Genomic DNA, 25,768 nt, shown 5'->3' on the forward strand with positions numbered 1-25,768 from the left:
CCCGCGGGCCCGGATCCGCGCACGTCACAGCCGGACGCGGGGCCGATGCACAGCAGATCGACAGCCGCAGCGCCCACGGTGGCGCCCATGACCGCAACACCCGGCCCTGTGCCCGCGCCCTCCGGCCCCGCGCCCGTCCCACCCGGCTCGCTCCCCCCCGTCCTCCTCGGCTTCGGCACAGGGCGCGGCGGGCCCGTCGTCCGCGCCCGTCCCATGGTCCGGTCGCAAGAGCGCCATCTCGGCTCGCCTGGCCGTCCGCGCCCCCGTCGACGCGCTCGACGGTACGACTGCGGGAGGCTCCGACGCGCGCGAGCGACCCTCCGGCGCCCTCGCGGATGACGCGATGTGACGGCCGGATTCGCGCGAGGACCCAAGGATCCCTAAGGTCTGACCCAGGCCGGAGCAGGGCACGCTGCTCCCGCCCATGGAAGGACACCATGAGCATCAGGACCGACCACCCCGGGACGCTCGCACAGGACCGGGGGCGCGCGTTCTCGACCCGAGCCCTGTCCACGACGACGACCCCGGGGGACGGGCACGCCGCCCGGGCCACGCCCATCTATCTCACCGCGGGATTCGTGCTGGACGACTTCGACCACGCGCACGCCCGCTTCGCCGGGGAGAGCGAGGACGACGGGTTCGTCTACACCCGCCACGGCAACCCCACCACCCGCACCGTCGAGGCCCGCCTGGCCTCCCTCGAAGGAGGCGACGAGGCGATCCTGCTCGCGAGCGGCCAGGCCGCCGTCGCCGCCACCCTGCTGGGACTGCTCAGCGCCGGGGACCGCCTGGTGTCCTCCGCGAGCATCTACGAGGGCACCAAGGGCCTGATCCTCGAGCACCTCGGGCGTTTCGGGATCGGCGTCGACTTCGTCGGGGACCCCGCGGACCCCGCCGCCTGGGAGGCCGCGATCACCGATCGCACCCGGGCGGCCTTCGGGGAGTCGATCCCCAACCCCCGCAACGACGTGCTCGACATCCCGACGGTCGCCGGCATCGCGCACCGTCATGGGATCCCCCTGGTCGTCGACAACACCCTCGCCACGCCCGCCCTCCTGCGGCCCCTCGAGCACGGCGCGGACGTCGTCGTGCACTCGGCCAGCAAGTTCCTGGCCGGGCACGGCAGCGCCCTGGGCGGCGCGATCGTGCTGGCTCCCGCGGACCGCTGGGACCAGTCCCGCTACCCCCAGCTGGCCGAGCGCACCGGCCCGGACGGGCTCACCGCGCTGGACCGCAGCGGGGATCGCGCCTTCGCCATCTACCTGCGGGACCTGGTGGTGCCCCGCCTGGGCGCAGCGCCGTCCCCGATCAACGCCTTCCTCATCGGCCAGGGTCTCGAGACCCTCGCGCTGCGGGTCGAGCGCCAGAGCGAGAACGCCGCGACCATCGCCGCCTTCCTCGCCGAGCGGCCGGAGGTGGCCCGCGTGGACTACGCGGGACTGCCCGGGAGTCCGCATCACGCCACGGCGCGGCGCCTCCTGGGCGACGGCTGCGGCTCGGTGTTCGCGGTGACGCTGGCCGGGGGGCTGCCCGCGGCACGCGCCGTCTTCGACGCCGTCGAGGTGTTCACCCGCATGACCCACCTCGGGGACGTGCGGTCGCTGATCCTGCACCCGGCCTCGACCACGCATCTGCTGCGCACGCCCGCCGAGCTCGAGAGCTCCGGGATCGGTCCCGGCCTGCTGCGGCTCTCGGTCGGGATCGAGGACGTCCAGGATCTCCTGGCCGATCTCGCCCAGGCGCTCGACGCCATCGGGCGCCCCGTCCCCGCGGCCGTCGAGGCCGACGGGTCCCCGGACGGACGGAAGGCTCCGGCCCTTCCCGGCCCGGTCACGGGTCCGGCGGCACGCGCCGCCACGTCCCCCGTCGCCCTCGCGCACCGCGCGCTGACCGCCCAGGAGGCCTGATCATGGCTCGACCCCAGCATTTCGGATGGTTCCTGTCCCGCGGCTTCGGACCCCAGGGATGGGGACGCGCCGACTGGGACTGGGGCTACGACTGGCGCCGACCGGATCTCTACCAGCAGTCCGTGCGCGAGCTCGAGCAGGCGGGCCTGGACCTCGTGATCATCGAGGACGCCCTGTCGGCCGGGAATCCCTCGACCCTGGACCTGCGGGTGCGGGGCGCCTACGGCGCACCCAAGCACGACCCGGTGGCCCTGACCCCGTACCTCCTGGACGCGACGGAGCACATCGGGATCGTCCCGACCGTCAACGTCGGCTCCTACCTCCCCTACGTCGCGGCCCGGCAGTTCGCCAGCCTGCATCATCTGAGCGACTCGCGGGTGGGCATCAACGTCGTCACGGACGTCGGCAGCGCACGCCACCTGGGCCAGGAGCCCCTGGATCACGACGCCGCCTACGACCGCGCCGACGACTGGATGCGCGGGATCCGCGAGCTGTGGCACAGCTGGCACGAGGGCGCCCTGGTCCAGGACCCGGCGAGCGGACGCTTCGCCGACGCGGCCCACATCGAGGCGGTCTCCCATCGTGGCACGCACCATGCCTTCGAGGGCCCGCTGAACGCGGTGCCCTTCGACGCCGACGACCCGCTCATCGTCTCCCCCGGAGGGTCCCCGAGGGGGCTCGGCTTCGCCGGTGCGCAGTCCGACGTCCAGCTCGCGCTGGCCCGTCTCGACATCGAGTCGCTGCGCACCTATCGCCAGAAGGTCCGCAAGGCCGCCGCCGTCCACGGCCGCGAGGATCTCATCAGGACGCTCTTCGTGCTCAAGCCGCGACTCGTGGCCAGCGCCGAGGAGGCCGATCGGATCGTCGCGGCCTCGGCTCATCCCACCGAGGCGGACCTCGCGGTCATCGCCCATGCCTGGTCCTCGGACGCCGAGACGGACCTGACGGCCCTGGAGCTCGACGCCCCGCTGGACCCGGGCGTGTTCGGGGACCACGTCTCCCGGGGCACCATCTCGGGGTTGCGCGGCCGCCATCTCGAGGACCCGGATGCCTCGCTGCGCAACATCCTGTCCCAGCATGCGCGTCTCGGTCGGCTCGCCGACCGCAGCGGGCTCGTGGGTACCGCCGAGGAGCTCGCGGACTTCCTCGAGGAGGCGGGCGAGGAGGCGCACACCGACGGCTTCATCTTCTCCGGGGACCTGCACCCGGTGACCGTCCATCGCATGCTCGACGACCTCGTGCCCGTCCTGCGGCGGCGCGGGATCCTGCGTCGGGAGTACGCCGAGGGCGGGGTGACCGCGAACCTCCGGGACTTCTGAGGCTGCGTCCGTCCGCCTCTCGGGCGGGCGGACGGTAAGTCCTGGACCGGGGCACGCTCCGGCAGCGGTCGCCAGATCACCAGCACCGCGACCGCCGCGGCCATGATCACCGCCGTCAGCGCCACACTGAGCGGGAGCAGCGCGTCCAGCAGGACCAGCGCAACCACCAGCGGCATGGCGATGTTGACGGCGCGCGGTGCCTCGCGGCGCATGGCGATCCACCAGATGCCGAGCACGAACAGGGCCACGGGCACGCTGACGGCCAGCGCCGTCCCGACGTGCCCCAGCTCGGCCTCCCCGGAGATCGCGTCGATCTGCAGCTCGATCCCGGCGGAGAACGCCGCGGCGGCCGCGAACACGACGTAGTGGGCGTACCCGTCGCGCAGCGAGGACCCGAAGGACCGGATCGCCCGGTGGTGGGGATGCCAGGGAGTGCGGTGGCCGCGCTCGGCCAGCAGCGGCACGGCCAGCTCGGCGAGGATCAGGACGGGCACGACCGGCATCCGCAGGTGCTCGGGGACCACGAGCATGCCGAGCCAGAGCACCTGCACCAGGGCGATCCCTCCGGCGTAGCGCAGGGCGGTGGCCCGCAGCTCGGGTGCGCCGTGGGCCGCCCGCAGCCACTGCGTCACCATCGCCACGCGCATGACCACGTACCCGACGACGGAGATCGTGAGGTCGTCGTCGACGAACATCGGCTCGATCCCGGTGGCCAGCACGAGCACGCCGCTCATCTGCACGATGGCGAGCACCCGGTAGAGCCAGTCGTCGGTGTCGAAGGACGTCGCGAACCAGGTGAAGTTCATCCAGGCCCACCAGATCGCGAAGAACGCGAAGGCGAACAGCAGGATCCCGTGGAGCACGTGCCCCTCGGCGAGGGCGTGGTGGAGCTGGACCGAGGCGATGCTGACCGCCACGACGAACACGAGGTCGAAGAACAGCTCGAGGCTCGACGCGACCCGCCCGGGTGCGTGGGGGTCACGAGGAGGCATCGGGACGAGGCGATGGGAATCCGTGGGAGTCGACATCGAGAAGGCCTCCGGGTCGAGGGGTGGGGAGCAGGGACGCGGGACCGACGAGCGCGTCGCGCAGCGGGAGCGGCGTGTCACGAGGTCGGCGGGGTGCTGATGCGGGACGAGGTGCCCCCAGGATCGGTGCGACGATCGGCCGAGGCCGACGTGGGTGGCGCGGTCCGGTCCCCGCATCATCCCCCGCCCTGGCCGATGACGGGCCCTCCCGGCCGTGTGACCTAGACTTCCCCGCATGACCAGCGCCTTCACGACAGAGCCGGCCGCGCAGGGCACCTCCGGGACCGCGCACGAGCAGTACGTCCTCACGCTCGTGTGCACGGACCGGCCCGGGATCGTCCACGCGATCACGGGAGCAGTGATCGCCGTCGACGGCAACATCGACGAGAGCCAGCAGTTCACCAGCACCGCCACCGGCAGCTTCCACATGCGCCTGCAGGTCTCGACGTCCGCCTCCCTCACCGACCTCGAGAGCGCGCTGGCGCCCGTCATCTCCCGCTACGGCGTGACCCACACCCTGGACGTCGCCGGCCGGCACCGGCGCACGCTGCTGCTGGCCTCCACGGCTCCCCACTGCGTGCGCGACCTCCTGGTCCAGCGCGACAGCGGCGACCTCCCGATCGACGTGCCCCTGATCCTCGCCAACCATCCGGACCTCGCGCGCCTGGCCGCCTTCCACGACGTGCCCTTCGAGGCCCTGCCGACCCGGGGCGCCGCCGAGAAGGCGGCCTTCGAGGAGCGGGTCCTCGAGGCCGTGCAGGAGCACGACGTGGAGCTCGTGGTGCTCGCGCGGTACATGCAGATCCTGTCCCCCGAGCTCTGTGCGGAGCTGTCCGGGCGATGCATCAACATCCACCACTCGTTCCTCCCCGGGTTCAAGGGCGCCAACCCCTATCGGCAGGCCTACGAGCGCGGCGTCAAGCTCATCGGCGCCACGGCGCACTTCGTCACCAGCGACCTCGACGAGGGTCCGATCATCGAGCAGAGCGTGGCCCGGGTGGACCACACCCGCTCCCCCGCCGAGCTCATGGCGCTCGGGCGCGACGAGGAGGTCCGGGCTCTGCGTCGGGCGGTCGGCTGGTTCGCGCAGTCCCGCGTGCGCCTGGACGGCCAGCGCACCGTCGTCTTCCGCTGAGAGGCCCGGGGCAGGCCCCGGTGGCGCACCGCAGCGGGAACCCTCTGTGGCACAGGATGTGCACAGCAATGACCGGGGCCCGGCATAGAGCCAGGTCATAGCGTCGGGATCGTTCAGCACACGACGATCCGAGGAACGCCCCATGACCTCAGCACACCTGCCCGACCCCCGTGATCACAGCGCACCGGCGTCGGTTCCCGGCGACCACCCCGCACACGGGGTCCGTCCACCGGACGCGGAGCGTCCGACCTACGAGGGACGGCCCCTCGACCATCCCGACGAGCCCGTCGTCGACCAGGGACTCCGCTTCGACATCGGCACGCTCCTGAGCCGGCGGCGCTCGCTGGCCCTGCTCGGCGGGAGCGCGGCCGCGCTGGGGCTGGCGGCCTGCGGCGCGGCCGGCACCGAGGGCTCCACGAGCTCCTCCGCCTCCGACGGCGGCACCTCCGGCGGGGAGATCCCCGACGAGACCGCGGGCCCCTACCCCGGGGACGGCAGCAACGGCCCGGACGTGCTCACCGAGAGCGGCGTGGTCCGTCAGGACCTCCGCTCGAGCTTCGGCACCGGCTCTGCCACCGCGACCGGGGTGCCGATGACCCTCACGCTCTGGCTGACCGATCTGTCCCAGGACAACGCCCCCTACGCGGCGTCGCCGTGTACGTCTGGCACTGCACCGCCGACGGGCAGTACTCGATGTACGCCGAGACCCTGCAGGAGGAGAACTACCTGCGCGGCGTGCAGATCGCGGGCGAGGACGGCACGGTGACCTTCACGAGCATCTACCCGGGCTGCTACTCCGGCCGGTGGCCGCACATCCACGTCGAGGTCTACCCCGACGAGGCCTCCATCACGAGCACCGACAATCTGCTGGCCACGTCCCAGGTCGCGCTACCCCAAGCCGTCAGCGAGGGTGTCTACGCGACCACCGGGTACGACGGCTCGGCCCAGAACCTCGCGGCGATCACCCTGGACTCCGACAACGTCTTCGGCGACGACGGCGGGGAGCTCCAGCTGGCCGACGCCGAGGGTGACGTCACCGCGGGGTACACCGTGACCCTCCCGGTCGCGATCGACCCCACCACCACCCCGCAGGCCGGCGCGGTCCCTGAGGGCGGTGGGGGCGGCGCACCGAGCGACGGCGGCGGGGCACCCCCGCAGGGAGGCACGCCGCCGAGCGGTGGCCCCGGGGGCACGCCCCCGTCCGACGGGGGCGGCACGCCGCCGGCGGGCGCCCCCACGCAGGCTGCGAGCACGGCCGCCGGGGACCTGGTCGGCTCTCGCTGAGGCCCGCGCGTGGCGGTCGCCCCGGGAGGGAGACCGCCACGCCCGGCCGGCCACGCTCAGCCCTTGACGCCCCCGGCCGCCGCGAACCCGGTGCCCAGGCCGCGACCCAGCAGCAGGTAGAGCACCACCACCGGGAGCGAGTAGAACAGCGAGAACGCCGCGAGCTGCCCGTACGCCACCTGCCCGTACTGCGAGGAGAAGGTGTACAGGGTGACCGCCGCCGGCAGCTTGTCCGGCGTCAGCAGCAGCATGAAGGGCACGAAGAAGTTGCCCCACATGCCCACGAACGTGAAGATCGTGGCCACCGAGAGCCCCGACCTCATGAGCGGGATGACGATCGACGTCAGGGTGCGCAGGACGCCCGCGCCCTCCGTCCACGCGCTCTCCTCGATCTCGATCGGCACCGCGTCCATGAACCCCTTGGTGAGGAAGATGGCGTACGGCAGGGACGAGGCCCCCAGGAACAGGATCGCCCCCGGCATCGAGTCGATGAGGTTGACCCGCACGAACAGCGAGTACACGGGGATCATGATCGCCGTGATCGGCAGGCCCGTCGAGAAGATGATCGTCAGCAGGATCGTGCGCTTGCCGCGGAACCGGTACCGGGACATCGGATAGGCGCACAGCACGGCCGCGACCATCGTCACGATCGTCGCCCCACCGCAGAGGATCAGCGAGTTCAGCAGCGGTCGGAACGTCGTGTCGGTGTTCCAGATCGCCGCGAAGTTCCCGAGCGACCAGCGCTCGGGCCATTGCACCGAGAGCGAGGCCTCGGTGTTGAACGAGGCGAGCACCACCCACAGCAGCGGGACGAGGAAGATCACCCCGATCACGATCATCGCGAGCGAGGAGGCGCCCATCGCGGTCCGGGCGCGGGACCCGCCGCGGCGCGCGCGCCGCACGGCGCCGGGCGAACGGGTCACGGGCCTGCCTGCATCGGTGCGGACGTCGGTGGTCATCGCTTCTCCTCCTCGGGCAGCAGGCGCAGGTAGACGAGGGAGGCGATCGCCCCGATCAGCAGCAGGAGGAGCGCGACGGCGGTGCCGTACCCCAGCTGGCCGTAGGAGAACGCCTGCTCGTACATGTACAGCGGCAGCGTCTGGCTCCGCTGGGCGGGACCGCCGCCGGTCATGATGAAGATGAGGCCGAAGACCGACAGCGTCTGCAGCGTGATGAGCATGAGGTTGGTGGCGATCGCGGGCCGCAGCAGCGGGATCGTCACCGACCAGAAGCGTCGGATCGGCCCGGCGCCGTCGAGGGACGCGGACTCGTACACGTCCGGCGAGATCGAGCCGAGCGCCGCCGAGTAGACGAGCATCGAGAAGGCGCTGCCGCGCCACACGTTGGCGAAGCTCACCGCGATGATCGGCGCCGTGAACAGCATGTCCTGGGCGGGCAGGCCGATGGTCGTGAGGAACGCGTTCAGGCTCCCCTGGTCCGCGAAGAACGTGTAGAGCAGGTAGCCCGCCACGACCTCGGGGAGGATCCACGCGGCGATGATGATCGCCGTGACGACGTAGGTGACGGCGCGGTGCGCCTTCTCCATCATGGTCGCCAGGAACAGTCCCAGGATGTTCTGTCCGATGACCGCCGAGACGACCGTGAAGATCACGGTCAGCAGCACCGAGTTCCAGAACGCCGGGTCCGCGAAGGCCTCGAGGAAGTTGTCGACGCCCACGAACGACGTCTCCGCGGCGCCGTCGCCGCGCAGCGCGTTGTCGGTGAACGCGAGGTACAGCGAGTAGAGGATCGGCCCCAGCATGAACAGCGCGAGCAGGGCGAAGGCCGGGATCATCGGGATCCCGCGCCGGAACGTCAGCCGGTCGCCGATGCCGTGGCGTCCCGTCCTGCGAGCCGGGGGCGGGGTGCCGGGCGTCGGTCCTCCCGCCGGCACGGCGGTCTCGTCGGTCACGGTGCTCATGACCCCTCCTTCTCGACGTTCTCGGCGCCGACGATCCCCGTGACGGCGGTGTCGTAGGCCGCGGCGGCCTGCTCGGGGGTGCGGGACATCGTCATCACGGACTCCATCGCCTCCTGGATCGCGGAGGAGACCTCGGGGTAGGCCGGCAGCGTGGGCCGGTAGTACGCGGTCTCCAGGAGTCCCGTGAAGAACTCGGCTGTCGGGGAATAGGTCCGGTACTCCTCGACCTCGGCGACGTCGGCGCGCACGGTGATGTGGTTGTCCTCGATCGCCCGCTGGACGAGGTTGTCGCGGGTGCAGAGCGCCTCGATGAACGAGAACGCGATCTCGGGATCGGTGACGTACTGCGGCAGCGTCCAGCACCAGCCGCCCGCCAGGGTGACGAAGCCGTCGCCGCCGCCGTCCTGGGTGGGCATCCGCGCCAGGCCCATGGTGGCCTCCCATTCCGGCCAGGGGTTGGGGGCGCCCTCCGTCCAGTTCTGGGAGATCCAGGACCCGTCGAGGAGGATCCCGATCTTCCCCTCGGGCATGAGCTGGGTGTAGATGGTCTCCCCGATGTTGGGATCGAGGTGCCGGGAGACGGGGAGCGTGAGCTCCTCCTCGAACACCGTCCGCAGGAAGGTCAGCGCGTCGAGGAAGCCCTGCGAGCCGATCACCCACCTGCGGGTGTCCTCGTCGTAGAGCCGGCTGGGCGTCCCGTACAGCAGCATCTCGAAGCCCTGCATCGACGCCTTCTCGCCCTGTGCCTTCCCGGAGAAGAGGAAGAAGGGGGTGACATCGGGGGTGGCCTGCTTGATCGTCCGGGCCGCGTCGAGGATCCCGTTCCAGTCCGTGGGCTGCCAGTCCTCCGGCAGGCCCGCGGCCGTCAGCACGTCCTTGTCGAACCAGAGGGCGCGGGTGTCGGTGTGGGTCGGGACGGCGTAGACCTTGCCGTCCTCCCCCGTGACCGCCTCGCGGCTCGCCTCGGCGATCTGCTCCCAGTCCGCCCAGCCGGCCACCAGCTCGTCGATCGGGCGGATGTATCCGGCGCCGACGTCGGACAGCAGGATGAACGTGTCCTCGTACACGCAGTCCGGCGAGGTCCGCGGGGAGGACATGAGCAGTTCGTTCTTGGTGAAGTAGTCGTTCTCCGAGGCGACGATCGGCAGCAGGTCGATCGTGCGCTCGGGGTAGGTCTTGGTGTACGACGCGGCGGTCCGGTTGATCCACTGCTCCATGAGCGTGCCGGAGCCGAACTGCTGGAAGGCGATCCGGATGACGTCGGGGTCATCGACCGCGGAGGTGCCGCACGAGGTGAGGGCCGCGAGCGGCAGGACGGTCGCGGCACCTCCCACGTACCGCAGGAAGGTGCGCCGGTCCGGTGGGCGCGCAGGGTTCGGCATCAGGACCTCCTCGTCCGTGTCGACGGTCGAGCAGGTCGACCGGGGTGACCACGCTACAGGGCGTTCATCCCTCGGTCTCGTGCGGGGCCGGCTCCGGGCGCCTCGTGACCGGGAGGAACCGCTCGATCGGGACGTGCTGGCTGCGGGCCGCATCGGCGTACCGCATGCCGGGGGGCACCTGCGCGAGCTCGAACCACCAGCGGGCGCGGGGCGCCAGGCGCACGTCGTGCCAGGGCACCTCGAAGCCCGGCCGGCGCCACAGGGTCAGTCCCAGCTCCTCGGTCCGCCCCTGGGCCACGAGCGCGAGCCGGCGCAGCTGCGCCAGGGAGTGCACGCCGGGTCGCAGTGCGGCGGGGATCGCGAGGCGGCCGTCCAGGGGAAGAGGCCATCGTGTCTCTCCCCAGGCGAGCACCGCGTCGTCGGCGTCGCCGAGCACGACGGCCGGCATCCGGAGGTCCTCGGCGTGCGGTGCGCGGTGCCCTGCCACGCGCGCCCGGACGAGGTCGTCGGCGCGGACGAACGCCCCTGGGAGCAGGACGCGCCCTCCGGCGCTCGCCGTCACGAGGGCGGCACCGGTCCAGGGATCGAGAGCCCCCGGACGCCCGGGGACGGCATGCGGGCGCAGATCCCGGTCCACATCGGCGAGGACGTACACCTCGGCGGTGTCCCCCGGCCTCGAGGACAGCGGCACCTCGACCACGGTCCCCGCGCTCGGCGCACCGCCGGGGCGCGGTCGCCCGTGCATCCCATTCACGCGCGAAACGCGGCCGTCGGCTCGTCGCGCAGGGCGATCGCGTAGAGATCCCGGAAGCGATCGTTCATCGGCGGCGGACCGTCGACGGCGAACCAGCGCGCCGCGGTGTTCTCGCCGTCCGCCGGGTGCGGATCCCCGGAGACGTGCTCGTAGACGAAGGTGAGATCCAGGAACTGGGCGATGTCGCCGTTGTCGTACGTGATGGGCGCCAGGGCGCGCACGTCCACGAGGCGCAGCGGCCGCGCGAGGACCCCGGCCTCCTCCGCGACCTCGCGGGCGCCGGCCTGCGCCGGCTCCTCTCCCGGGTCGATGATGCCCGTCACGGGGGTCCACTCCCCGTTGTCCCGCCGACGCACGGCGAGCATCCGGGTGCGGTCCGCGTCGAACACGAAGGCGGTGACACCGGGCATCCAGAGCAGGTCGTGCCCGATCCGGCGTCGGAGGTCCAGGACGAAGTCCGGCGTGGCCACGGTCAGGCCCCCGGGAGATCGTTGTCGAGGGCGGGTGCGCCCTGGTCGTCCCGGGTCGTCGTCATGCGTGCGAGTCTACGGGAGACGACCTCCCCCGCATCCGTGCAGGTGCCGTGGACAGGCACCTCAGCGCTTGCGGAACCGCTTCTCGCGGATCCGCACCCCCAGGCCGATCGGCGAGCCCTCGAAGCCGAAGTCCTCGCGCAGACGGCGTTCGATGAACCGCCGGTAGCCGTGCTCGAGGAAGCCGGTGGCGAAGATGACGAAGCGCGGAGGGCGGGTCCGCGCCTGGGTCGCGAAGAGGATCCGGGACTGCTTGCCGCCCCGCAGGGGGTGGGGGTGCGCGGCCACCAGGGTGCCCAGGAAGGCGTTGAGCCGGGCCGTGGGGATGCGGGCGTCCCAGGACGCGAGGGCCGTGTCGAGCGCCGGCACCAGCTTGTCGGTGTGGCGGCCCGTCTGGGCGGAGATGTTCACGCGCGGTGCCCAGGCGACGTGCGCGAGATCCTTCTCGATCTCGCGCTCGAGCTGGCCGCGCCGCTCCTCGTCCAGGAGGTCCCACTTGTTGAAGGCCAGCACGAGGGCCCGGCCGGACTCGAGCACCATGTCGATGATCTTGAGGTCCTGGGTCGAGACCGTCTCGGAGGCCTCCAGCAGGACCACCGCGACCTCGGCGCGCTCGAGGGCCGCGCGGGTGCGCAGGGAGGCGTAGAAGTCCGCGCCCTGGCTCTGCAGCACGCGCCGACGGATGCCCGCGGTGTCCACGAAGGTCCACGTGCGCCCGCCCAGCTCGATGCGCTCGTCGACCGGGTCCCGGGTGGTGCCCGCGACGTCGTCGACGACGACCCGGTTCTCCCCCGCCAGACGGTTCAGGAGCGAGGACTTGCCCACGTTGGGGCGGCCCAGGAGAGCCACCCGACGCGGCCCGCTGTTCAGCGCCGTGCCGCGCCCCTCGAGCGGGAGGACGGCCATGGCGGCGTCCAGCAGGTCGCCGGAGCCTCGACCGTGCAGGGCCGAGACGGGATGCGGCTCGCCGAGACCGAGGTTCCACAGGGCCGCGGCCTCGAGCTCCCCGCGGGTGTCGTCGACCTTGTTGGCCACGAGCACGATGGGGCGCTGGGAGCGCCGCAGCACCTTGAGCAGCTGCTCGTCGGTCTCGGTGATCCCGACGTTGGCGTCGACCACGAACATCACGGCGTCGGCGAGGTCGACCGCGATCTCCGCCTGCTCGGCCACGCGATGGGCGATGCCCTGGACCTTCTCCTCCCAGCCCCCGGTGTCCACCAGCAGGAACTCGCGCCCGGCCCAGTCCGCCTCGTAGAACACGCGGTCGCGGGTGACGCCGGGCTTGTCCTCGACGACGGCCTCACGGCGGCCCAGGATGCGGTTGACCAGGGTGGACTTGCCGACGTTGGGGCGTCCCACCACGGCGAGCACCGGGAGGCGCCGCTCGGGGGCCGCATCGGGTCCCGCGACGGCCTCGCCGGCGAGCACCTGCAGGTCGTCCTCGTCGAGGTCGTAGTCCTCCAGCCCTGCCCGCCAGGCGGCAGTGATCTCCGCGTCGTCGGGCGCCTCGGAGAGGTCCTGCCCCGGGTCCGTGGCGGCCTGCGCCCGGACGTCCTCGACGAGGCCGACCACGACGTCGACGACCTCGTCGATCGTCAGGTCCGTGGTGTCCACCGGGACCACGCCCTCTGCGGGCGTGAGGAACTCCGAGACGCTCGAGTCGTCGCGGTCGCGACGCAGCACCTGATCCTGCATGCGGGCCTGGGTCTCCAAGCTGTCCTCGAGCCCGAGCTCGGCGGCGCGACGGCGCATCCGGGCCTCCTCGCTCGCGCCGAGCAGCACCCGCACGTCGGCGTCGGGGGCCACGACCGTGGTCACGTCACGCCCTTCGGCGACGGCGGAGCCGAACTCCTGGGCGGCCGCGCGCAGCAGCGCGCGCTGGCGCGCCTGCAGGATCGAACGGACCAGGGTGTTGGTGGCGACCGCGCTCACGGCCGTGCTGACCTCCTGCGTGCGGATCTGCTCGGTGACGTCCTGGCCGCGCACGACGACGCGGGCGCCGTCGGGGTCGGTGCCCAGCTCGAGGTCGAGGTCCTCGGCGACGGCCGCGACGGCCTCGCGGTCGGCGAGGTCGACGTGATCGGCGAGGCAGGCCCAGGTGACGGCGCGGTAGGTCGCGCCGGTGTCGAGGAGTCCCCCGTGCAGTCGCTGGGCGAGGAGACGGGAGACGGTGGACTTCCCCGATCCTGCGGGTCCGTCGATGGCGATCGTCACGGGATGCATCGCCCCAGGATACGGGGACTCAGGCGTCGACGACGCTCCACCCGCGCCCGCGGAGGGCCTCGATGAGTCCGTCCTCACGGGCGCGCTCGACCGCGACCTGTGCCAGACCCACCCGCTGGCCCAGCGAGTGGTCCATGCGCACGTCCTCGAGGTTCACGCCGATCTCCCCGATCTCGGTGAGCAGGCGGCCCAGCTCCCCGGGGCGGTCCGGGACGTGCACCACGATGGTCGCGAAGGAGTCCGCCGCCCCGCCGTGCTTGCCCGGGATCCGGTGCACGCCGCGGTTGCCGTCGTCGATGAGCTGGGCGAGGGGGCGCCGCTCCCCGTGGCGCCCCGGATCGCCCTCGTCCTCGGGGACCAGCGAGTCCAGCGAGGTGATGATCCCGTCGAGCCGGTCCCGCATCCGCGTCAGCACCGGACCGACGGCGCGGGCGTTGGCGCCCAGGATCTCGACCCACAGACGGGGGTCCGAGGCGGCGATGCGGCTGGTGTCGCGCAGTCCCTGGCCCGAGAGCTCGAGCGCCGTCTCCGGGGCGTCGAGGAGGCTCGCACCGAGCAGGCTCGCGACGACCTGCGGCACGTGCGAGACGTGGGCGACGGCCAGGTCGTGCTCTGCGGCGTCGAGCACGAGCGGGAGGGAGCCCACCTCGAGCGCGAGGGCGCGCAGCAGCGAGACGGCGTCCTCGCGCGTGGTGGTGTGCGGGACGACGATGAACGGGCGGGCGACGAACAGGTCGCCGGTCGCCGAGATGATCCCGGAGACCTCCCGTCCTGCCATCGGGTGGGCGCCCACGTACCGTTCGAGCGCCGCCGGGGGGACCCGGTGGCGCACCCCGTCCAGAACGGTCGACTTCACGCTCGCCACGTCGGCCACGATCGCCTCGGGCCACGCGGTCAGGGCGTGGGCAACCAGGGTCGCGGAGATGTCCGGGGGTGCCGCGACGAGCACGAGCACCGGGTCCGGGTCCTCGGCGGTCGGGCGACGCCCGGCCCCCAGCTCGACGGCGAGGGACTCCGTGCCCGGTGAGGCGTCCTGGACCTGGACGTCCACGCCGGCGTGGCCGAGGGCGAGCCCCAGCGAGCCGCCGATCAGGCCGGTCCCGATGATCCGCACCGGCGAGGGCACGAGCGGCGCGCTCACAGCCCCACCTGCGCCATGAGGGTGCCCAGCTCCCGGCCGACGACGGGGCGGGTGGCCCCGGGGGCGAGGTCGCCGAGCTGCACGGGACCGATGCGGGTGCGGACCAGGGCCGTCAGCTCGTGGCCCTGGGAGGCGAACATGCGGCGCACGATGCGGTTGCGCCCCTCGTGGAGCACGACCTCGACGACGGCCTCGCGGCCGTCGTGGGCGATCAGGCGGGCCGAGTCGGCGGCGGCCGGGCCGTCCTCGAGCTCGACGCCGTCCCGGAGGTCCTTCAGCAGGCCGCGCGGGAAGGCGCCGGGGCAGTCGAAGCGGCACACGTAGGTCTTGGTCATCTCGAAGCTGGGATGCGTGAGGCGATGGGCGAGCTCCCCATCGTTGGTCAGCAGCAGCAGGCCCTCGGTCTCGTAGTCGAGGCGACCCACGTGGTACAGCCGCTCGGCGCTGTCGGCGACGAACTCCGTGAGATCGCGCCGGCCCTGCGGATCGCTCATTGCCGAGACCACCTTGCGGGGCTTGTTCAGCGCGAGCGTCACGGTCGCCGCGTCCAGCTGCAGGCGCCGCCCGTCGACGTGGATCACCTGCCGGGCGGTGTCGACCCGGACCCCCTGCTCGGTGACGACGGCGCCGTCGACCGTCACACGTCCCTGGCCGATGAGCACCTCGCACGCCCGCCGGGAGCCGAGCCCCGCGTGGGCGAGGACCTTCTGCAGGCGCTCCCCCTCGGCGGTGTGCGCGTCCCCGGTCGGTGCGGTGCGCCGGGTGCCGTCGTCCGCGCGCAGACGGACGGTGCGCGGTGGGGAGAAGTCGCTGCGGCGGCGGCCGCGGCCGTCGGTGCCCACCACCGGGTCAGGCCGCCGCGCCGCGCGCGATGAGCTCCCGCGCGAGCTGGCGGTAGGCCTCGGCGCCCTTGGTCGCCGAGGCGAAGCTCGTGATCGGCTCCGCCGCGACGGAGGCGTCGGGGAACTTGACCGTGCGGTTGATCGTGGTGTGGAACACCGTGTCGGGGAACGCCTCGACGACCCGCGAGACCACCTCGCGGGCGTGCAGGGTGCGGGCGTCGAACATGGTGATGAGGATCCCGTCGATCTCGAGGCGCGGGTTGATCCGGTCCTGCACCTTCTCGATGGTCTCCACGAGCAGCGCCACACCGCGCAGGGCGAAGTACTCGGCCTCCAGCGGGATGATCACGCCGTGGCTCGCCGCGAGGGCGTTGATGGTCAGCAGCCCCAGCGAGGGCTGGCAGTCGATGATCACGACGTCGTACTCGTCGAGCACGGGCCGCAGGACGCGGGACAGGGCCATCTCGCGCGCCACCTCGTTGACCAGCTGCACCTCGGCGGCTGAGAGGTCGATGTTGGCGGGCAGGACGTCGAGGTTCTCCGTCTCGGTGGACCGGATGACGTCGTGCACGTCGTGCCGGCGGTCCATGAGGAGGTCGTAGACCGTGACGTCGAGGTCGTAGGAGTTGATCCCGGTGCCCGCGGACAGCGCGCCCTGGGGGTCGAGGTCCACGAGCAGCACCTTGCGACCCAGCTCCGCGAGGGCGGCGCCGAGGCTGATGACGCTGGTGGTCTTGCCCACCCCGCCCTTCTGGTTGACCATCGAGATGACGCGGGCGGGTCCATGGCCCTGGAGAGCGGGGGGCTCCGGGAAGTCCGGGACCGTGCGGCCCGTCGGTCCGAGGGTGATGTCCAGCGTCTGCTTGGCGTCGCTCACGTGGTCTTCCTGTCGTCTGCGTCGTCGGGGAGGCCGGTCCCGGGCCCTGGGGCTCGAGCCGCCGCGCTCGGTGCGCTCCGGGCCCGCGGCGGCAGGGAGGGACAGTCCGGGGAGGGTCGCCTGGCGCTCGTGGGGAGTCGATGCGCCGGGACCGCCGGGCGGGGTCGCCGCGGGAGGATCGCTGGTCAAGTCTAAGCCCCTCGGATCGCACGCGGATGGGCGGCGGCGTGCGCCTCCCGCAGGGAGTCGACCGTGACCTGGGTGTAGAGCTGGGTGGTGGCGACCGAGGCGTGCCCCAGGAGCTCCTGGACGCTGCGGACGTCCGCGCCGCCGTGCAGCAGATGGGTCGCATAGGAGTGCCGCAGGGTGTGGGGGCTGATGTGCGTGGCGAGGCCGGCGGCCTCGGCCGCCTCCTGGACGATGGCCCAGGCGGCCTGGCGGGTGAGCCGGCCGCCCCGGGCGCCGAGGAACATGGCGGGCGTCCCGCGCCCCGTCCGCGCGAGCTCGGGTCGGGACCGGGTCAGGTAGGCGTCGAGCGCCGCCCGGGCGTAGGAGCCCAGAGGGACCACCCGCTGACGGTCGCCCTTGCCGCGCAGCAGGGCCTGGCGGCCCTCGAGGTCGAGGTCGTCGATGTCCAGGCCGACCGCCTCGGAGATGCGGGCGCCGAAGCCGTAGAGCACCTCGAGCAGCGCGCGGTCGCGCAGCGCCCGCTCGGCGGGAAGGCGCCCCGGGCGGGGACGGCCCGCCGCATCGAGCAGCTGCTCGACCTCGGCCACGGTGATCGGGTGGGGCAGGCGGCGCGGACGTGCCGGGGCGGGCAGCGAGGCGGTCGGATCCGGGACGCCGGCAGAGCTCTCGTCGTCGAGGAAGGCGTGCAGCCCCCGGACCGCGGCCAGGGCCCGGGCCACCGACGAGGCCGCGAGCGCAGGGCGACCCTCGCCCCCCTCGCGGATCCGCCGCATCCAGCCGGTCACGTCGGCGGGCGCGGCGTCCGCGAGATCGACGTCGAGCTCCGCGAGGTGGTCGAGGTACCGCACGAGGTCGCGGCGGTAGGCGGCGACCGTGTTGGTCGACAGCCCGCGCTCGACGCGCAGGTGGGCGAGGTACTGGTCCAGCACGCGGGCGTCGCCGCGGCGCTGGGGAGCGGTGGTCACGCCGGAGCTCGGAGGGTCGGCACCGCGGTCGGGATCGGGCGGCTCAGAACCGCACGAACGGATCGACGGCCAGCGCGACGAACAGGAGGGAGAGGTAGGTGATCGAGGCGTGGAAGACCACCATCGGCCCCAGCGCCCTGCCGGTGAGGCCACGATGCACGCGCACCGCGTAGCGGATCACCAGCCACAGGAACCAGGCGCCGGTGGCCACGGCCGCGACGGTGTAGACGGGGCCGGTGTGGCCCAGCGGCACGATGGCCAGGCTCGCCGCGATCATCGCGACGGTGTGCCCGATCATCTGGTACGAGACGGATCGCCGCGAGGCGACGACGGGCAGCATCGGCACGCCGGCGGTCTCGTAGTCCTTGGAGAACTTCTCGGCCAGCGGCCAGTAGTGCGGCGGAGTCCAGAAGAAGATGACGAGGAAGAGCATCACCGCGGACCAGGAGATCCCACCGGTCACGGCGGACCAGCCGATGAGCACCGGCATGCACCCGGCGACACCGCCCCAGACGATGTTCTGGCTGGTGCGGCGCTTGAGGAGCATCGTGTAGAAGACGACGTAGAGCAGGATCGCGGCGACCGCGAGGGCCGAGGCCACCGGGTTGACGAGCAGCCACAGCCAGGCGGCGGCGACGATCGACAGCACGATGCCGAAGAGGAGCGCGGCGCGGGGCGAGACCTCCCCCGTGACGATCGGGCGGTTGCGGGTCCGCTTCATCTGCGCGTCGATGTCGCGGTCGAGGTACATGTTCAGCACGTTCGCGCCGCCGGCGGCGAGGTAGCCGCCCACCAGCGTCCACACGATCAGCAGCAGCGGGGGGAACCCGCCGGCCGCCAGGAACATCGTCGGGATCGTCGTGATGAGCAGGAGCTCGATGATGCGGGGCTTGGTCAGCGCGACATAGGCGCGGAGCGTCCGCAGAGGGGACGACGGGGTGGGGGCCTGCTGACGGGGTGCCGTCGCGGCATCCGTTCCGTGCGTGGCTGTCACGAGCCGTCGTCCTTCCGCGCGAGGTGCATGCCGAGCGGGGCCCACGGCAGCCTCCCCAGTCTAGGGGACGCCCGCTCGCGCGGAGCGGCAGCCCGCGCCGGATTGCGCCGATGATCACGGACGGCCCATGCGTCGGGGGGCGGACTACAGTGGAGGCGTCGACGCATGGGATCCCGTGCGTCAGCGTCTCTCGAGGGACGCGCCGTTGCGCGGCCCTCTCCGACGGAAGGAGCAACTTCAGTGACGGACACCTTCACGGCCCCCCAGGGCTGGACCGATCTCGACAAGCGCGCAGTGGACACGGCCCGCGCCCTCGCGGCCGACGCCGTGCAGAAGGTCGGCAACGGCCACCCGGGCACCGCGATCAGCCTCGCCCCGGCCGCGTACCTCCTGTACCAGGACGTCATGCGGCACGACCCGGCGGACACCCGCTGGCTGGGCCGCGACCGCTTCGTGCTCTCGGCCGGGCACTCGAGCCTGACCCAGTACATCCAGCTCTACCTCGGCGGCTTCGGCCTCGAGCTCTCCGACCTCGAGGCCCTGCGGACCTGGGGCTCGAAGACCCCGGGCCACCCCGAGTACCACCACACCGACGGCATCGAGACCACCACCGGCCCGCTCGGCCAGGGCCTGGCCACGGCCGTCGGCTTCGCGATGGCCCAGCGTCGCGAGCGCGGCCTGCTGGACCCCGACGCCCCCGAGGGCACGAGCCCCTTCGACCACTTCACCTACGTGATCGCCTCCGACGGCGACATGCAGGAGGGCGTGACGAACGAGGCCTCCTCGATCGCCGGCACCCAGAAGCTCGGCAACCTCGTCGTGCTGTGGGACGACAACGACATCTCGATCGAGGGCCACACCGACATCGCCTTCACCGAGGACACCCCGGCGCGCTACGAGGCGCTGGGCTGGCACGTCCAGGTCGTCGACTGGCGCGGCGGCGACACCTACGTCGAGGACGTCGCGGCGCTCAAGGCCGCGATCGAGACGGCGCAGAAGGTCACCGACAAGCCGTCCTTCATCGCCCTGCGGACGATCATCGCCTGGCCCGCCCCCGACGCCCAGAACACCGGCGCCGCCCACGGCGCGGCGCTCGGCGCCGACGAGGTCGCTGCCCTGAAGAAGATCCTGGGCCTTGACCCGGAGAAGGACTTCCAGGTCGACGACGAGGTCCTGGCCCACACCCGGGAGCTGCGCGAGCGCGGTGCCCGTGAGCACGCCGAGTGGGACGAGAAGCTCGCCGCCTGGCGCACCGCCCAGCCCGAGCGCTCCGCGCTGCTGGACCGGCTGGTGGCCCACGAGCTGCCCGAGGGCTTCGCCGAGGCGTTCCCGACCTTCGAGCCGAGCGCCAAGGGCCTCGCGACCCGCGCCGCCTCCGGCCAGGTCCTCGCGGCGCTCGCACCGGTGCTGCCCGAGCTGTGGGGCGGCAGCGCCGACCTCGCCGGCTCGAACAACACCACCATGAAGGGTGAGCCGTCCTTCATCCCCGAGGAGAACCAGACGGTGGAGTTCCCGGGCAACCGCTACGGGCGCACCCTGCACTTCGGGATCCGCGAGCACGCGATGGGCGCGATCCTCACCGGGATCAACGTCGACGGCCTCACCCGCGCCTACGGCGGCACGTTCCTGCAGTTCGCCGACTACATGCGCGGCGCCGTGCGCCTGGCCTCCCTCATGGGCGTCCCGGACATCTTCGTGTGGACCCACGACTCGATCGGCCTCGGCGAGGACGGACCGACCCACCAGCCGGTCGAGCACCTCGCGGCGCTCCGAGCGATCCCCGGGCTCGCCGTCGTACGCCCGGCCGACGCCAACGAGACGGCCGTCGCCTGGCGCACCACCCTGGCCCAGCGCGAGCAGCCGGTGGGCCTGGCCCTGACCCGTCAGGCCGTTCCCACCGTCGACCGCACGGAGTACGCCTCCGCGGACGGCGCGGCCCAGGGCGGCTACGTCCTCAAGGACGCCGCCGGCGGCGAGCCCGAGCTGATCCTCATCGCGACCGGCTCCGAGGTCTCCATCGCCGCCGAGGCCCAGAAGCAGCTCGAGGCCGACGGCGTGGCGACGCGCCTGGTGTCGATGCCCTCGACCGAGTGGTTCGAGGCGCAGGACGAGGACTACCGCGAGTCGGTGCTCCCGAGCGCCGTGCGGGCCCGCGTCTCCGTCGAGGCCGGCATCGCGATGCCCTGGTACAAGTTCCTCGGCGACGCCGGCCGTGCCGTGTCCCTCGAGCACTACGGCGCGTCCGCCGACGCCGCCACGCTGTTCGAGCAGTACGGCTTCACCCCCGAGCACGTCGTGCAGGCGGCGCAGGAGTCCCTCGCCGCGGCACGCCGCTGATCTCCCCCGGGGCAGCACCGTCCTCGGCGGACGGACGCCGCACACCCCGGCCGCCCCGGGCGGCCACCTCATGACAGGAGCCGAGCACATGTCCAATCCCCGCACCCAGGCACTCAGCGATGCAGGCGTCTCCATCTGGCTGGACGATCTGTCCCGCCAGCGCCTGACCTCCGGCAACCTCCAGCAGCTCATCGACACCGAGAACGTCGTCGGCGTCACCACGAACCCCTCGATATTCCAGGCGGCGATCGCCGGCAAGTCCGACTACGACGCCGACATCGCCCGCCTCGCGGGCGAGGGCAAGGGCGTCGAGGACGTCATCGAGGTCCTCACGACCGACGACGTCCGCGCCGCGTGCGACCTCTTCGAGGGCATCTACGAGGGCTCCGACGGCTTCGACGGCCGCGTGTCGATCGAGGTCGACCCGCGCCTGGCCCACGAGACCGAGCGCACCATCGAGCAGGCCACGCGTCTCCACGGCCTCGTCGGGCGCCCCAACGTCCTCATCAAGATCCCCGCGACCCTCGAGGGTCTGCCCGCGATCACCGCGGCGACCGCCGCCGGGATCAGCGTCAACGTGACCCTGATCTTCTCGGTGGACCGCTACCGCGCGGTCATCGACGCCTACCTCACCGGTCTCGAGCAGGCGCACGAAGCCGGGATCGACCTCTCCACCATCCACTCGGTGGCCTCCTTCTTCGTGTCGCGCGTCGACACCGAGATCGACCGCCGGCTGCAGGAGCTCGGCGGCACCGCCGAGGACCTCAAGGGCACCGCGGGCGTGGCCAACGCCCAGGTCGCCTTCGGCGAGTACCTCGAGCAGTTCGCCTCCGAGCGCTTCGCCCCGCTGCAGGCCGCCGGCGCCCGCGTCCAGCGCGCCCTGTGGGCCTCGACCGGCGTCAAGGACCCGGCCTACCCGGACACCCTCTACGTCGACCAGCTCGTCGCGGATCCCTCGGTCAACACCATGCCCGAGAAGACCCTCGACGCCGTGGCGGACCACTCGGTGATCGGCACCGTGCTCGATGCCGCCGTCGCCGAGCGCGCCGAGGCCGAGCTCGACCGGATCTCCGACGCCGGGGTCGACCTCGACGACGTCTGGGACGTGCTCGAGCGCGAGGGCGTCGAGAAGTTCGAGAAGGCCTGGAACGAACTGCTCGAGACGGTGTCCGCTTCCATCGACGAGACCCGGGCCTGACCCAGGTCGCAGAGGGCCGGCGGCATGGCCGCCGGCCCCTCGTGTGCCGAAAGGACCTCCATGACCCCGACCCCTCCCGCTGAGGAGCAGCGTCCCGCGCCCAGCGCGCCCGACGCGCCCCTCGGGAACAACCCTCTGCGCGATCCCCGCGATCGCCGCCTGCCGCTCATCGCGGGCCCGTGCTCCATGGTGATGTTCGGCGTCACCGGGGACCTGGCCAAGAAGAAGCTGCTCCCGGCGATCTACGACCTCGCCAATCGCGGCCTGCTGCCGCCCAGCTTCGGCCTCGTCGGCTTCGGCCGGCGCGACTGGAGCGACGAGCAGTTCGCGGACTACGTCGAGGAGAACGTCCGCGCCCACGCGCGCACCCCCTTCAACGAGGACGTCTTCGCCCAGCTCCGAGGCGGGCTCCGCTTCGTCACCGGCAACTTCGACGACACGTCCGCCTTCGAGCGGCTGACGAAGGTCGTCGGAGAGCTCGACGAGACCCGCGGGACGGGCGGCAACCACGCCTTCTACCTGTCGATCCCCCCGAGCGCCTTCCCCGACGTCTGCGAGCAGCTGGCCAACTCCGGGCTCAACACCCCGCGGGACGGCTCGTGGCGGCGCGTGGTCATCGAGAAGCCCTTCGGCCACGACCTGGCCTCGGCGCAGGAGCTCAACGCCGTCGTCGAGAAGGTCTTCCGCCCGGAGGACGTCTTCCGGATCGACCACTACCTCGGCAAGGAGACGGTCCAGAACATTCTGGCCTTCCGCTTCGCCAACCAGCTCTTCGAGCCGGTGTGGAACGCCAACTACGTCGACCACGTCCAGATCACGATGGCCGAGGACATCGGCATCGGCTCCCGGGCGGGGTACTACGACGGCATCGGCACCGCGCGCGACGTCATCCAGAACCACCTCCTGCAGCTCCTCGCGCTCACGGCGATGGAGGAGCCCGTCTCCTTCGACGCCGCGGACCTGCGCACCGAGAAGGAGAAGATCTTCAAGGCGGCGGAGGTCCCCGAGGACCTCTCCCTGCACACGGCCCGCGGGCAGTACGTCGGCGGCTGGCAGGGCGGGGAGCACGTCAAGGGCTACCTCGAGGAGGACGGGATCCCACAGGACTCGACCACCGAGACCTTCGCGGCGATCCGGCTGGACATCGCGACGCGCCGATGGGCGGGCGTCCCGTTCTACCTGCGCGCCGGCAAGCGCCTGGGTCGGCGGGTCACCGAGATCGCGGTCGTGTTCAAGCGGGCGCCGTTCCTGCCGTTCCGCGACACCGACACCGCGGACCTGGGGCAGAATGCGATCGTCATCCGGGTCCAGCCCGACGAGGGCGTCACCATCCGCTTCGGGTCCAAGGTGCCCGGCACGCAGATGGAGGTCCGCGACGTGACGATGGACTTCGCGTACGGCTCCTCGTTCACCGAGGAGTCCCCCGAGGCCTACGAGCGTCTGATCCTCGACATGCTGCTCGGGGATCCGCCGCTCTTCCCCCGCCAGCAGGAGGTCGAGCTGTCCTGGAGGATCCTGGACCCGATCACCGACTACTGGGCGGAGTCCATGCCCCCCTCGCCCTATCGGGCGGGGACCTGGGGCCCCGAGACAGCGACCGAGATGCTCGCCCGTGACGGGCGCACCTGGAGGCGACCGTGATCACCACCCTGACCGACACCACGTCCTCGGCGATCGACAAGAAGCTCGTCGAGATCCGCGAGGAGGGCGGCGTGACCGCCCTGGGCCGTGTGCTCACGCTCATCATCGTGGCCAGCGTCGACGACCTGGCCGAGCCGCTGGCCGCCGCCGTGCGGTCCAGCCACGAGCACCCGTGCCGCGTGCTGGTCCTGCGGGCCGAGCCCGATGCCGGGTCCGACGGGCTCGACGCGGAGATCCGCGTGGGCCGGGACGCCGGCGCCGGGGAGATCGTGCTGCTGCATGCCCGCGGGCAGGTGGCCACGAGCCTCGACACGCTCGTGACGCCTCTCCTCCTGCCCGACGCCCCGATCGTCGCGTGGTGGCCCTCGAACGCGCCCTCGAGCCCGGGACAGGACGTCCTGGGGTCGATGGCCCAGCGCCGCATCACCGACGCCAAGGAGGCCGCCGCACCCAAGGCGATGCTCAAGCGTCTGCGCCGCGGGTACCGCAGCGGCGACACCGACATGGCGTGGTCGCGCATCACCAACTGGCGCGGTCTCGTGGCGTCGGCCTTCGAGATCCCCCCGATCTCGGTGCCCCGCTCCGTCTCGGTCCACGGGGACCCCAAGGATCCCTCGGTGATCCTCATGGTGTCGTGGCTGGGCACCGAGCTGGGCGTGCCCGTCGAGGTCGTGTCCGAGGACGCGACGGCGGGGACCCTGTCGGCCGTGGTGCTGCACCGCGAGGACGGCGACATCGTCCTGCGGCGCGAGTCGGAGGAGTCCGTCGTCATGACGCTGCCGGGCGGCACGTCCGACCAGCACGTGACGATGCCGCGCCGCAGCCTCTTCGAATGCCTCTCGGAGGAGCTGCGCCGCCTGGACCCCGACGAGGTCTACGGTGACGCGCTGTGCCGGGCGTTCCCCGCGATCGAGGATCCGTCCACCTTCGCGGCCGGGAAGCCGGACACCGCCGACATCGTCGGCGCCGGTCCCGCCGAGCTCGCGGGTGCCGCGGCCAAGGCGGTCGCCGGTCAGCTCGCGGCGGCGATCGCGGCGCGCGGCGTGGCCCATCTGGTGCTGACCGCAGGGACCATCGGCGTGCGCACCGTCACGGAGCTGGCCGATGCGATCCTGGCCCACGGGATCGACACGGAGAAGCTCGAGCTGTGGTGGGGCGACGAGCGTTTCGTCAACGCAGACTCCACGGACCGCAACGACAACGCGGTGCGGGCCGGCTTCCTGGACCGTCTCCCGCTGTCCGAGCACCGGGTGCACACGATGCCCTCGACCAACAGCGGCATGGGGCTGGACGACGCCGCGGCCTGGTACGGCCAGCAGCTCGACCTCGCCGGCGGCGACCGTCCCTTCCACACCCGGGGCGAGGCGTTCTTCGACGTCCTGCTGCTGGGCGTGGGACCCGACGGGCACGTCGCCTCGCTGTTCCCGGAGCATCCGGACCAGAAGGACTCGACGGTCACGACGGTGGCGGTGCGGGACTCCCCCAAACCCCCGCCGGACCGTCTGTCCCTGACCTGGCCCGTGCTGAACTCGGCACGCCATGTGGCGCTGCTGGTCTCCGGCGCGGAGAAGGCCGCGGCCGTCGCCCGGGGTCACGCCGGGATCGATGCCTGGGAGTGCCCCGCCTCGGCGGTGCGCGGCCTGGAGTCGACCACCTGGTACCTCGACGAGGCCTCCGCCGCGGACCTCTGACGCGCGGTCCCGACGACGACGGGCCCCGACCTCCGCTCAGGAGGTCGGGGCCCGTCGTCGATGCGGCGGTGCCGCGATCAGCCGGTGACGGCCATGATCGGCGCGAGCACGCCCAGGGCGATCGCGCTGAGGGCCCAGATGAGGGCCATCGTCAGGGTGAGACGGTTCAGGTTGCGTTCGGCGACGCCGGAGGATCCGGCGCCCGAGGAGATGCCGCCGCCGAACATGTCGGAGAGGCCGCCGCCCTTGCCCTTGTGCAGCAGCACGAGCAGGATCACGAGCAGACCGGTGACGGCCAGCAGCACCTGCAGGATGATCTTGACGAGAGAGAGGTCCACGTAGGGGATCCACCTTCCGGGTCGGAACGACGAGCCGTGCCAGGATACGGCACGACACGGCCCGACGCC

The 25,768-nt window shown here is 72.3% G+C and carries 21 protein-coding genes and 1 pseudogene; 9 read left to right on the forward strand and 13 right to left on the reverse strand.

Going from position 1 to position 25,768, the window contains the following annotated elements; genetic code table 11:
- The first annotated feature begins 437 nt into the window (after window positions 1-437).
- A complete protein-coding gene (locus ACT3TZ_RS02960) occupies window positions 438-1,907 on the forward strand; it encodes an O-acetylhomoserine aminocarboxypropyltransferase/cysteine synthase family protein (protein WP_444581906.1) in 1,470 nt (489 codons plus the stop codon).
- Window positions 1,908-1,909: 2 nt separating this feature from the next.
- The gene (locus tag ACT3TZ_RS02965; protein ID WP_444581907.1) at window positions 1,910-3,226 is read left to right on the forward strand and encodes an LLM class flavin-dependent oxidoreductase; all 1,317 of its coding nucleotides are present in this window, start codon (window positions 1,910-1,912) and stop codon (window positions 3,224-3,226) included.
- A gap of 95 nt (window positions 3,227-3,321) precedes the next feature.
- Here the strand turns inward: ACT3TZ_RS02965 and ACT3TZ_RS02970 are convergent.
- Window positions 3,322-4,491: pseudogene (locus ACT3TZ_RS02970) on the reverse strand (low temperature requirement protein A); the annotation flags it as partial.
- Between ACT3TZ_RS02970 and ACT3TZ_RS02975 the strand changes: the two are divergent.
- The 3 genes from ACT3TZ_RS02975 (at window position 4,490) to ACT3TZ_RS02985 (ending at window position 6,673) form a co-directional block, all read left to right on the forward strand.
- Window positions 4,490-5,389 (forward strand): formyltetrahydrofolate deformylase, encoded by a 900-nt coding sequence (locus ACT3TZ_RS02975; RefSeq protein WP_444581908.1) that lies wholly within the window; start codon window positions 4,490-4,492, stop codon window positions 5,387-5,389. The pseudogene ACT3TZ_RS02970 and the gene ACT3TZ_RS02975 sit on opposite strands and share 2 nt — an antisense overlap.
- Before the next feature lie 142 nt (window positions 5,390-5,531).
- Window positions 5,532-6,155, forward strand: coding sequence for a hypothetical protein (locus ACT3TZ_RS02980; protein ID WP_444581909.1), 624 nt, complete (start codon window positions 5,532-5,534; stop codon window positions 6,153-6,155).
- Window positions 6,044-6,673 carry a hypothetical protein gene (locus tag ACT3TZ_RS02985; RefSeq protein WP_444581910.1) on the forward strand — a complete coding sequence of 210 codons (630 nt, stop codon included), beginning with the start codon at window positions 6,044-6,046 and terminating at the stop codon, window positions 6,671-6,673. The genes ACT3TZ_RS02980 and ACT3TZ_RS02985 overlap by 112 nt, the downstream gene beginning before the upstream one ends.
- 56 nt (window positions 6,674-6,729) lie before the next feature.
- Here ACT3TZ_RS02985 and ACT3TZ_RS02990 read toward each other — a convergent pair whose 3' ends face one another.
- The 11 genes from ACT3TZ_RS02990 to ACT3TZ_RS03040 all read right to left on the reverse strand — a co-directional run bounded on the left by ACT3TZ_RS02990 (window position 6,730) and on the right by ACT3TZ_RS03040 (window position 18,494).
- Window positions 6,730-7,632 (reverse strand): carbohydrate ABC transporter permease, encoded by a 903-nt coding sequence (locus tag ACT3TZ_RS02990; protein WP_444581911.1) that lies wholly within the window; start codon window positions 7,630-7,632, stop codon window positions 6,730-6,732.
- Complete coding sequence (locus ACT3TZ_RS02995) at window positions 7,629-8,594, reverse strand: carbohydrate ABC transporter permease (protein ID WP_444581912.1); 966 nt, start codon at window positions 8,592-8,594, stop codon at window positions 7,629-7,631. The genes ACT3TZ_RS02990 and ACT3TZ_RS02995 overlap by 4 nt, the downstream gene beginning before the upstream one ends.
- A complete protein-coding gene (locus tag ACT3TZ_RS03000) occupies window positions 8,591-9,976 on the reverse strand; it encodes an extracellular solute-binding protein (protein WP_444581913.1) in 1,386 nt (461 codons plus the stop codon). The genes ACT3TZ_RS02995 and ACT3TZ_RS03000 overlap by 4 nt, the downstream gene beginning before the upstream one ends.
- 64 nt (window positions 9,977-10,040) lie before the next feature.
- Window positions 10,041-10,721 carry a hypothetical protein gene (locus ACT3TZ_RS03005; RefSeq protein ID WP_444581914.1) on the reverse strand — a complete coding sequence of 227 codons (681 nt, stop codon included), beginning with the start codon at window positions 10,719-10,721 and terminating at the stop codon, window positions 10,041-10,043.
- Between the two features lie 5 nt (window positions 10,722-10,726).
- Window positions 10,727-11,200 carry an NUDIX hydrolase gene (locus tag ACT3TZ_RS03010; RefSeq protein ID WP_444581915.1) on the reverse strand — a complete coding sequence of 158 codons (474 nt, stop codon included), beginning with the start codon at window positions 11,198-11,200 and terminating at the stop codon, window positions 10,727-10,729.
- 126 nt (window positions 11,201-11,326) lie between these two features.
- Entirely contained in the window at window positions 11,327-13,486 is a 2,160-nt protein-coding gene (gene der, locus ACT3TZ_RS03015; protein WP_444581916.1) for a bifunctional cytidylate kinase/GTPase Der, read from the reverse strand.
- Between the two features lie 19 nt (window positions 13,487-13,505).
- Complete coding sequence (locus ACT3TZ_RS03020) at window positions 13,506-14,627, reverse strand: prephenate dehydrogenase (RefSeq protein ID WP_444581917.1); 1,122 nt, start codon at window positions 14,625-14,627, stop codon at window positions 13,506-13,508.
- The gene (locus ACT3TZ_RS03025) at window positions 14,624-15,469 is read right to left on the reverse strand and encodes a pseudouridine synthase (RefSeq protein ID WP_444582083.1); all 846 of its coding nucleotides are present in this window, start codon (window positions 15,467-15,469) and stop codon (window positions 14,624-14,626) included. Before ACT3TZ_RS03025 ends, ACT3TZ_RS03020 begins: the two co-directional genes overlap by 4 nt.
- A 7-nt stretch (window positions 15,470-15,476) precedes the next feature.
- Window positions 15,477-16,346, reverse strand: a complete 870-nt coding sequence (locus tag ACT3TZ_RS03030) for a ParA family protein (protein ID WP_444581918.1) — start codon at window positions 16,344-16,346, stop codon at window positions 15,477-15,479.
- Window positions 16,347-16,537: 191 nt separating this feature from the next.
- Window positions 16,538-17,500, reverse strand: a complete 963-nt coding sequence (locus ACT3TZ_RS03035; protein ID WP_444581919.1) for a site-specific tyrosine recombinase XerD — start codon at window positions 17,498-17,500, stop codon at window positions 16,538-16,540.
- 43 nt (window positions 17,501-17,543) lie between these two features.
- A complete protein-coding gene (locus ACT3TZ_RS03040; RefSeq protein ID WP_444581920.1) occupies window positions 17,544-18,494 on the reverse strand; it encodes a heme o synthase in 951 nt (316 codons plus the stop codon).
- Window positions 18,495-18,734: 240 nt separating this feature from the next.
- Between ACT3TZ_RS03040 and tkt the strand changes: the two genes are divergently transcribed.
- The 4 genes from tkt to pgl all read left to right on the forward strand — a co-directional run bounded on the left by tkt (window position 18,735) and on the right by pgl (window position 25,361).
- Window positions 18,735-20,831, forward strand: a complete 2,097-nt coding sequence (gene tkt, locus ACT3TZ_RS03045; RefSeq protein WP_444581921.1) for a transketolase — start codon at window positions 18,735-18,737, stop codon at window positions 20,829-20,831.
- An 88-nt stretch (window positions 20,832-20,919) separates the two neighbouring features.
- Window positions 20,920-22,029, forward strand: coding sequence for a transaldolase (gene tal / locus ACT3TZ_RS03050; RefSeq protein ID WP_444581922.1), 1,110 nt, complete (start codon window positions 20,920-20,922; stop codon window positions 22,027-22,029).
- A gap of 60 nt (window positions 22,030-22,089) precedes the next feature.
- Window positions 22,090-23,670, forward strand: coding sequence for a glucose-6-phosphate dehydrogenase (zwf, locus tag ACT3TZ_RS03055; RefSeq protein ID WP_444581923.1), 1,581 nt, complete (start codon window positions 22,090-22,092; stop codon window positions 23,668-23,670).
- Window positions 23,667-25,361, forward strand: a complete 1,695-nt coding sequence (gene pgl / locus ACT3TZ_RS03060; protein ID WP_444581924.1) for a 6-phosphogluconolactonase — start codon at window positions 23,667-23,669, stop codon at window positions 25,359-25,361. The genes zwf and pgl overlap by 4 nt, the downstream gene beginning before the upstream one ends.
- Before the next feature lie 77 nt (window positions 25,362-25,438).
- Here the strand turns inward: pgl and secG are convergent, their stop codons facing one another.
- Window positions 25,439-25,699, reverse strand: coding sequence for a preprotein translocase subunit SecG (secG, locus tag ACT3TZ_RS03065; RefSeq protein ID WP_444581925.1), 261 nt, complete (start codon window positions 25,697-25,699; stop codon window positions 25,439-25,441).
- Window positions 25,700-25,768 lie beyond the last annotated feature (69 nt).

Origin of the sequence: Brachybacterium sp. AOP25-B2-12 (assembly GCF_052378625.1) — a bacterium.
Lineage (GTDB): Bacteria > Actinomycetota > Actinomycetes > Actinomycetales > Dermabacteraceae > Brachybacterium.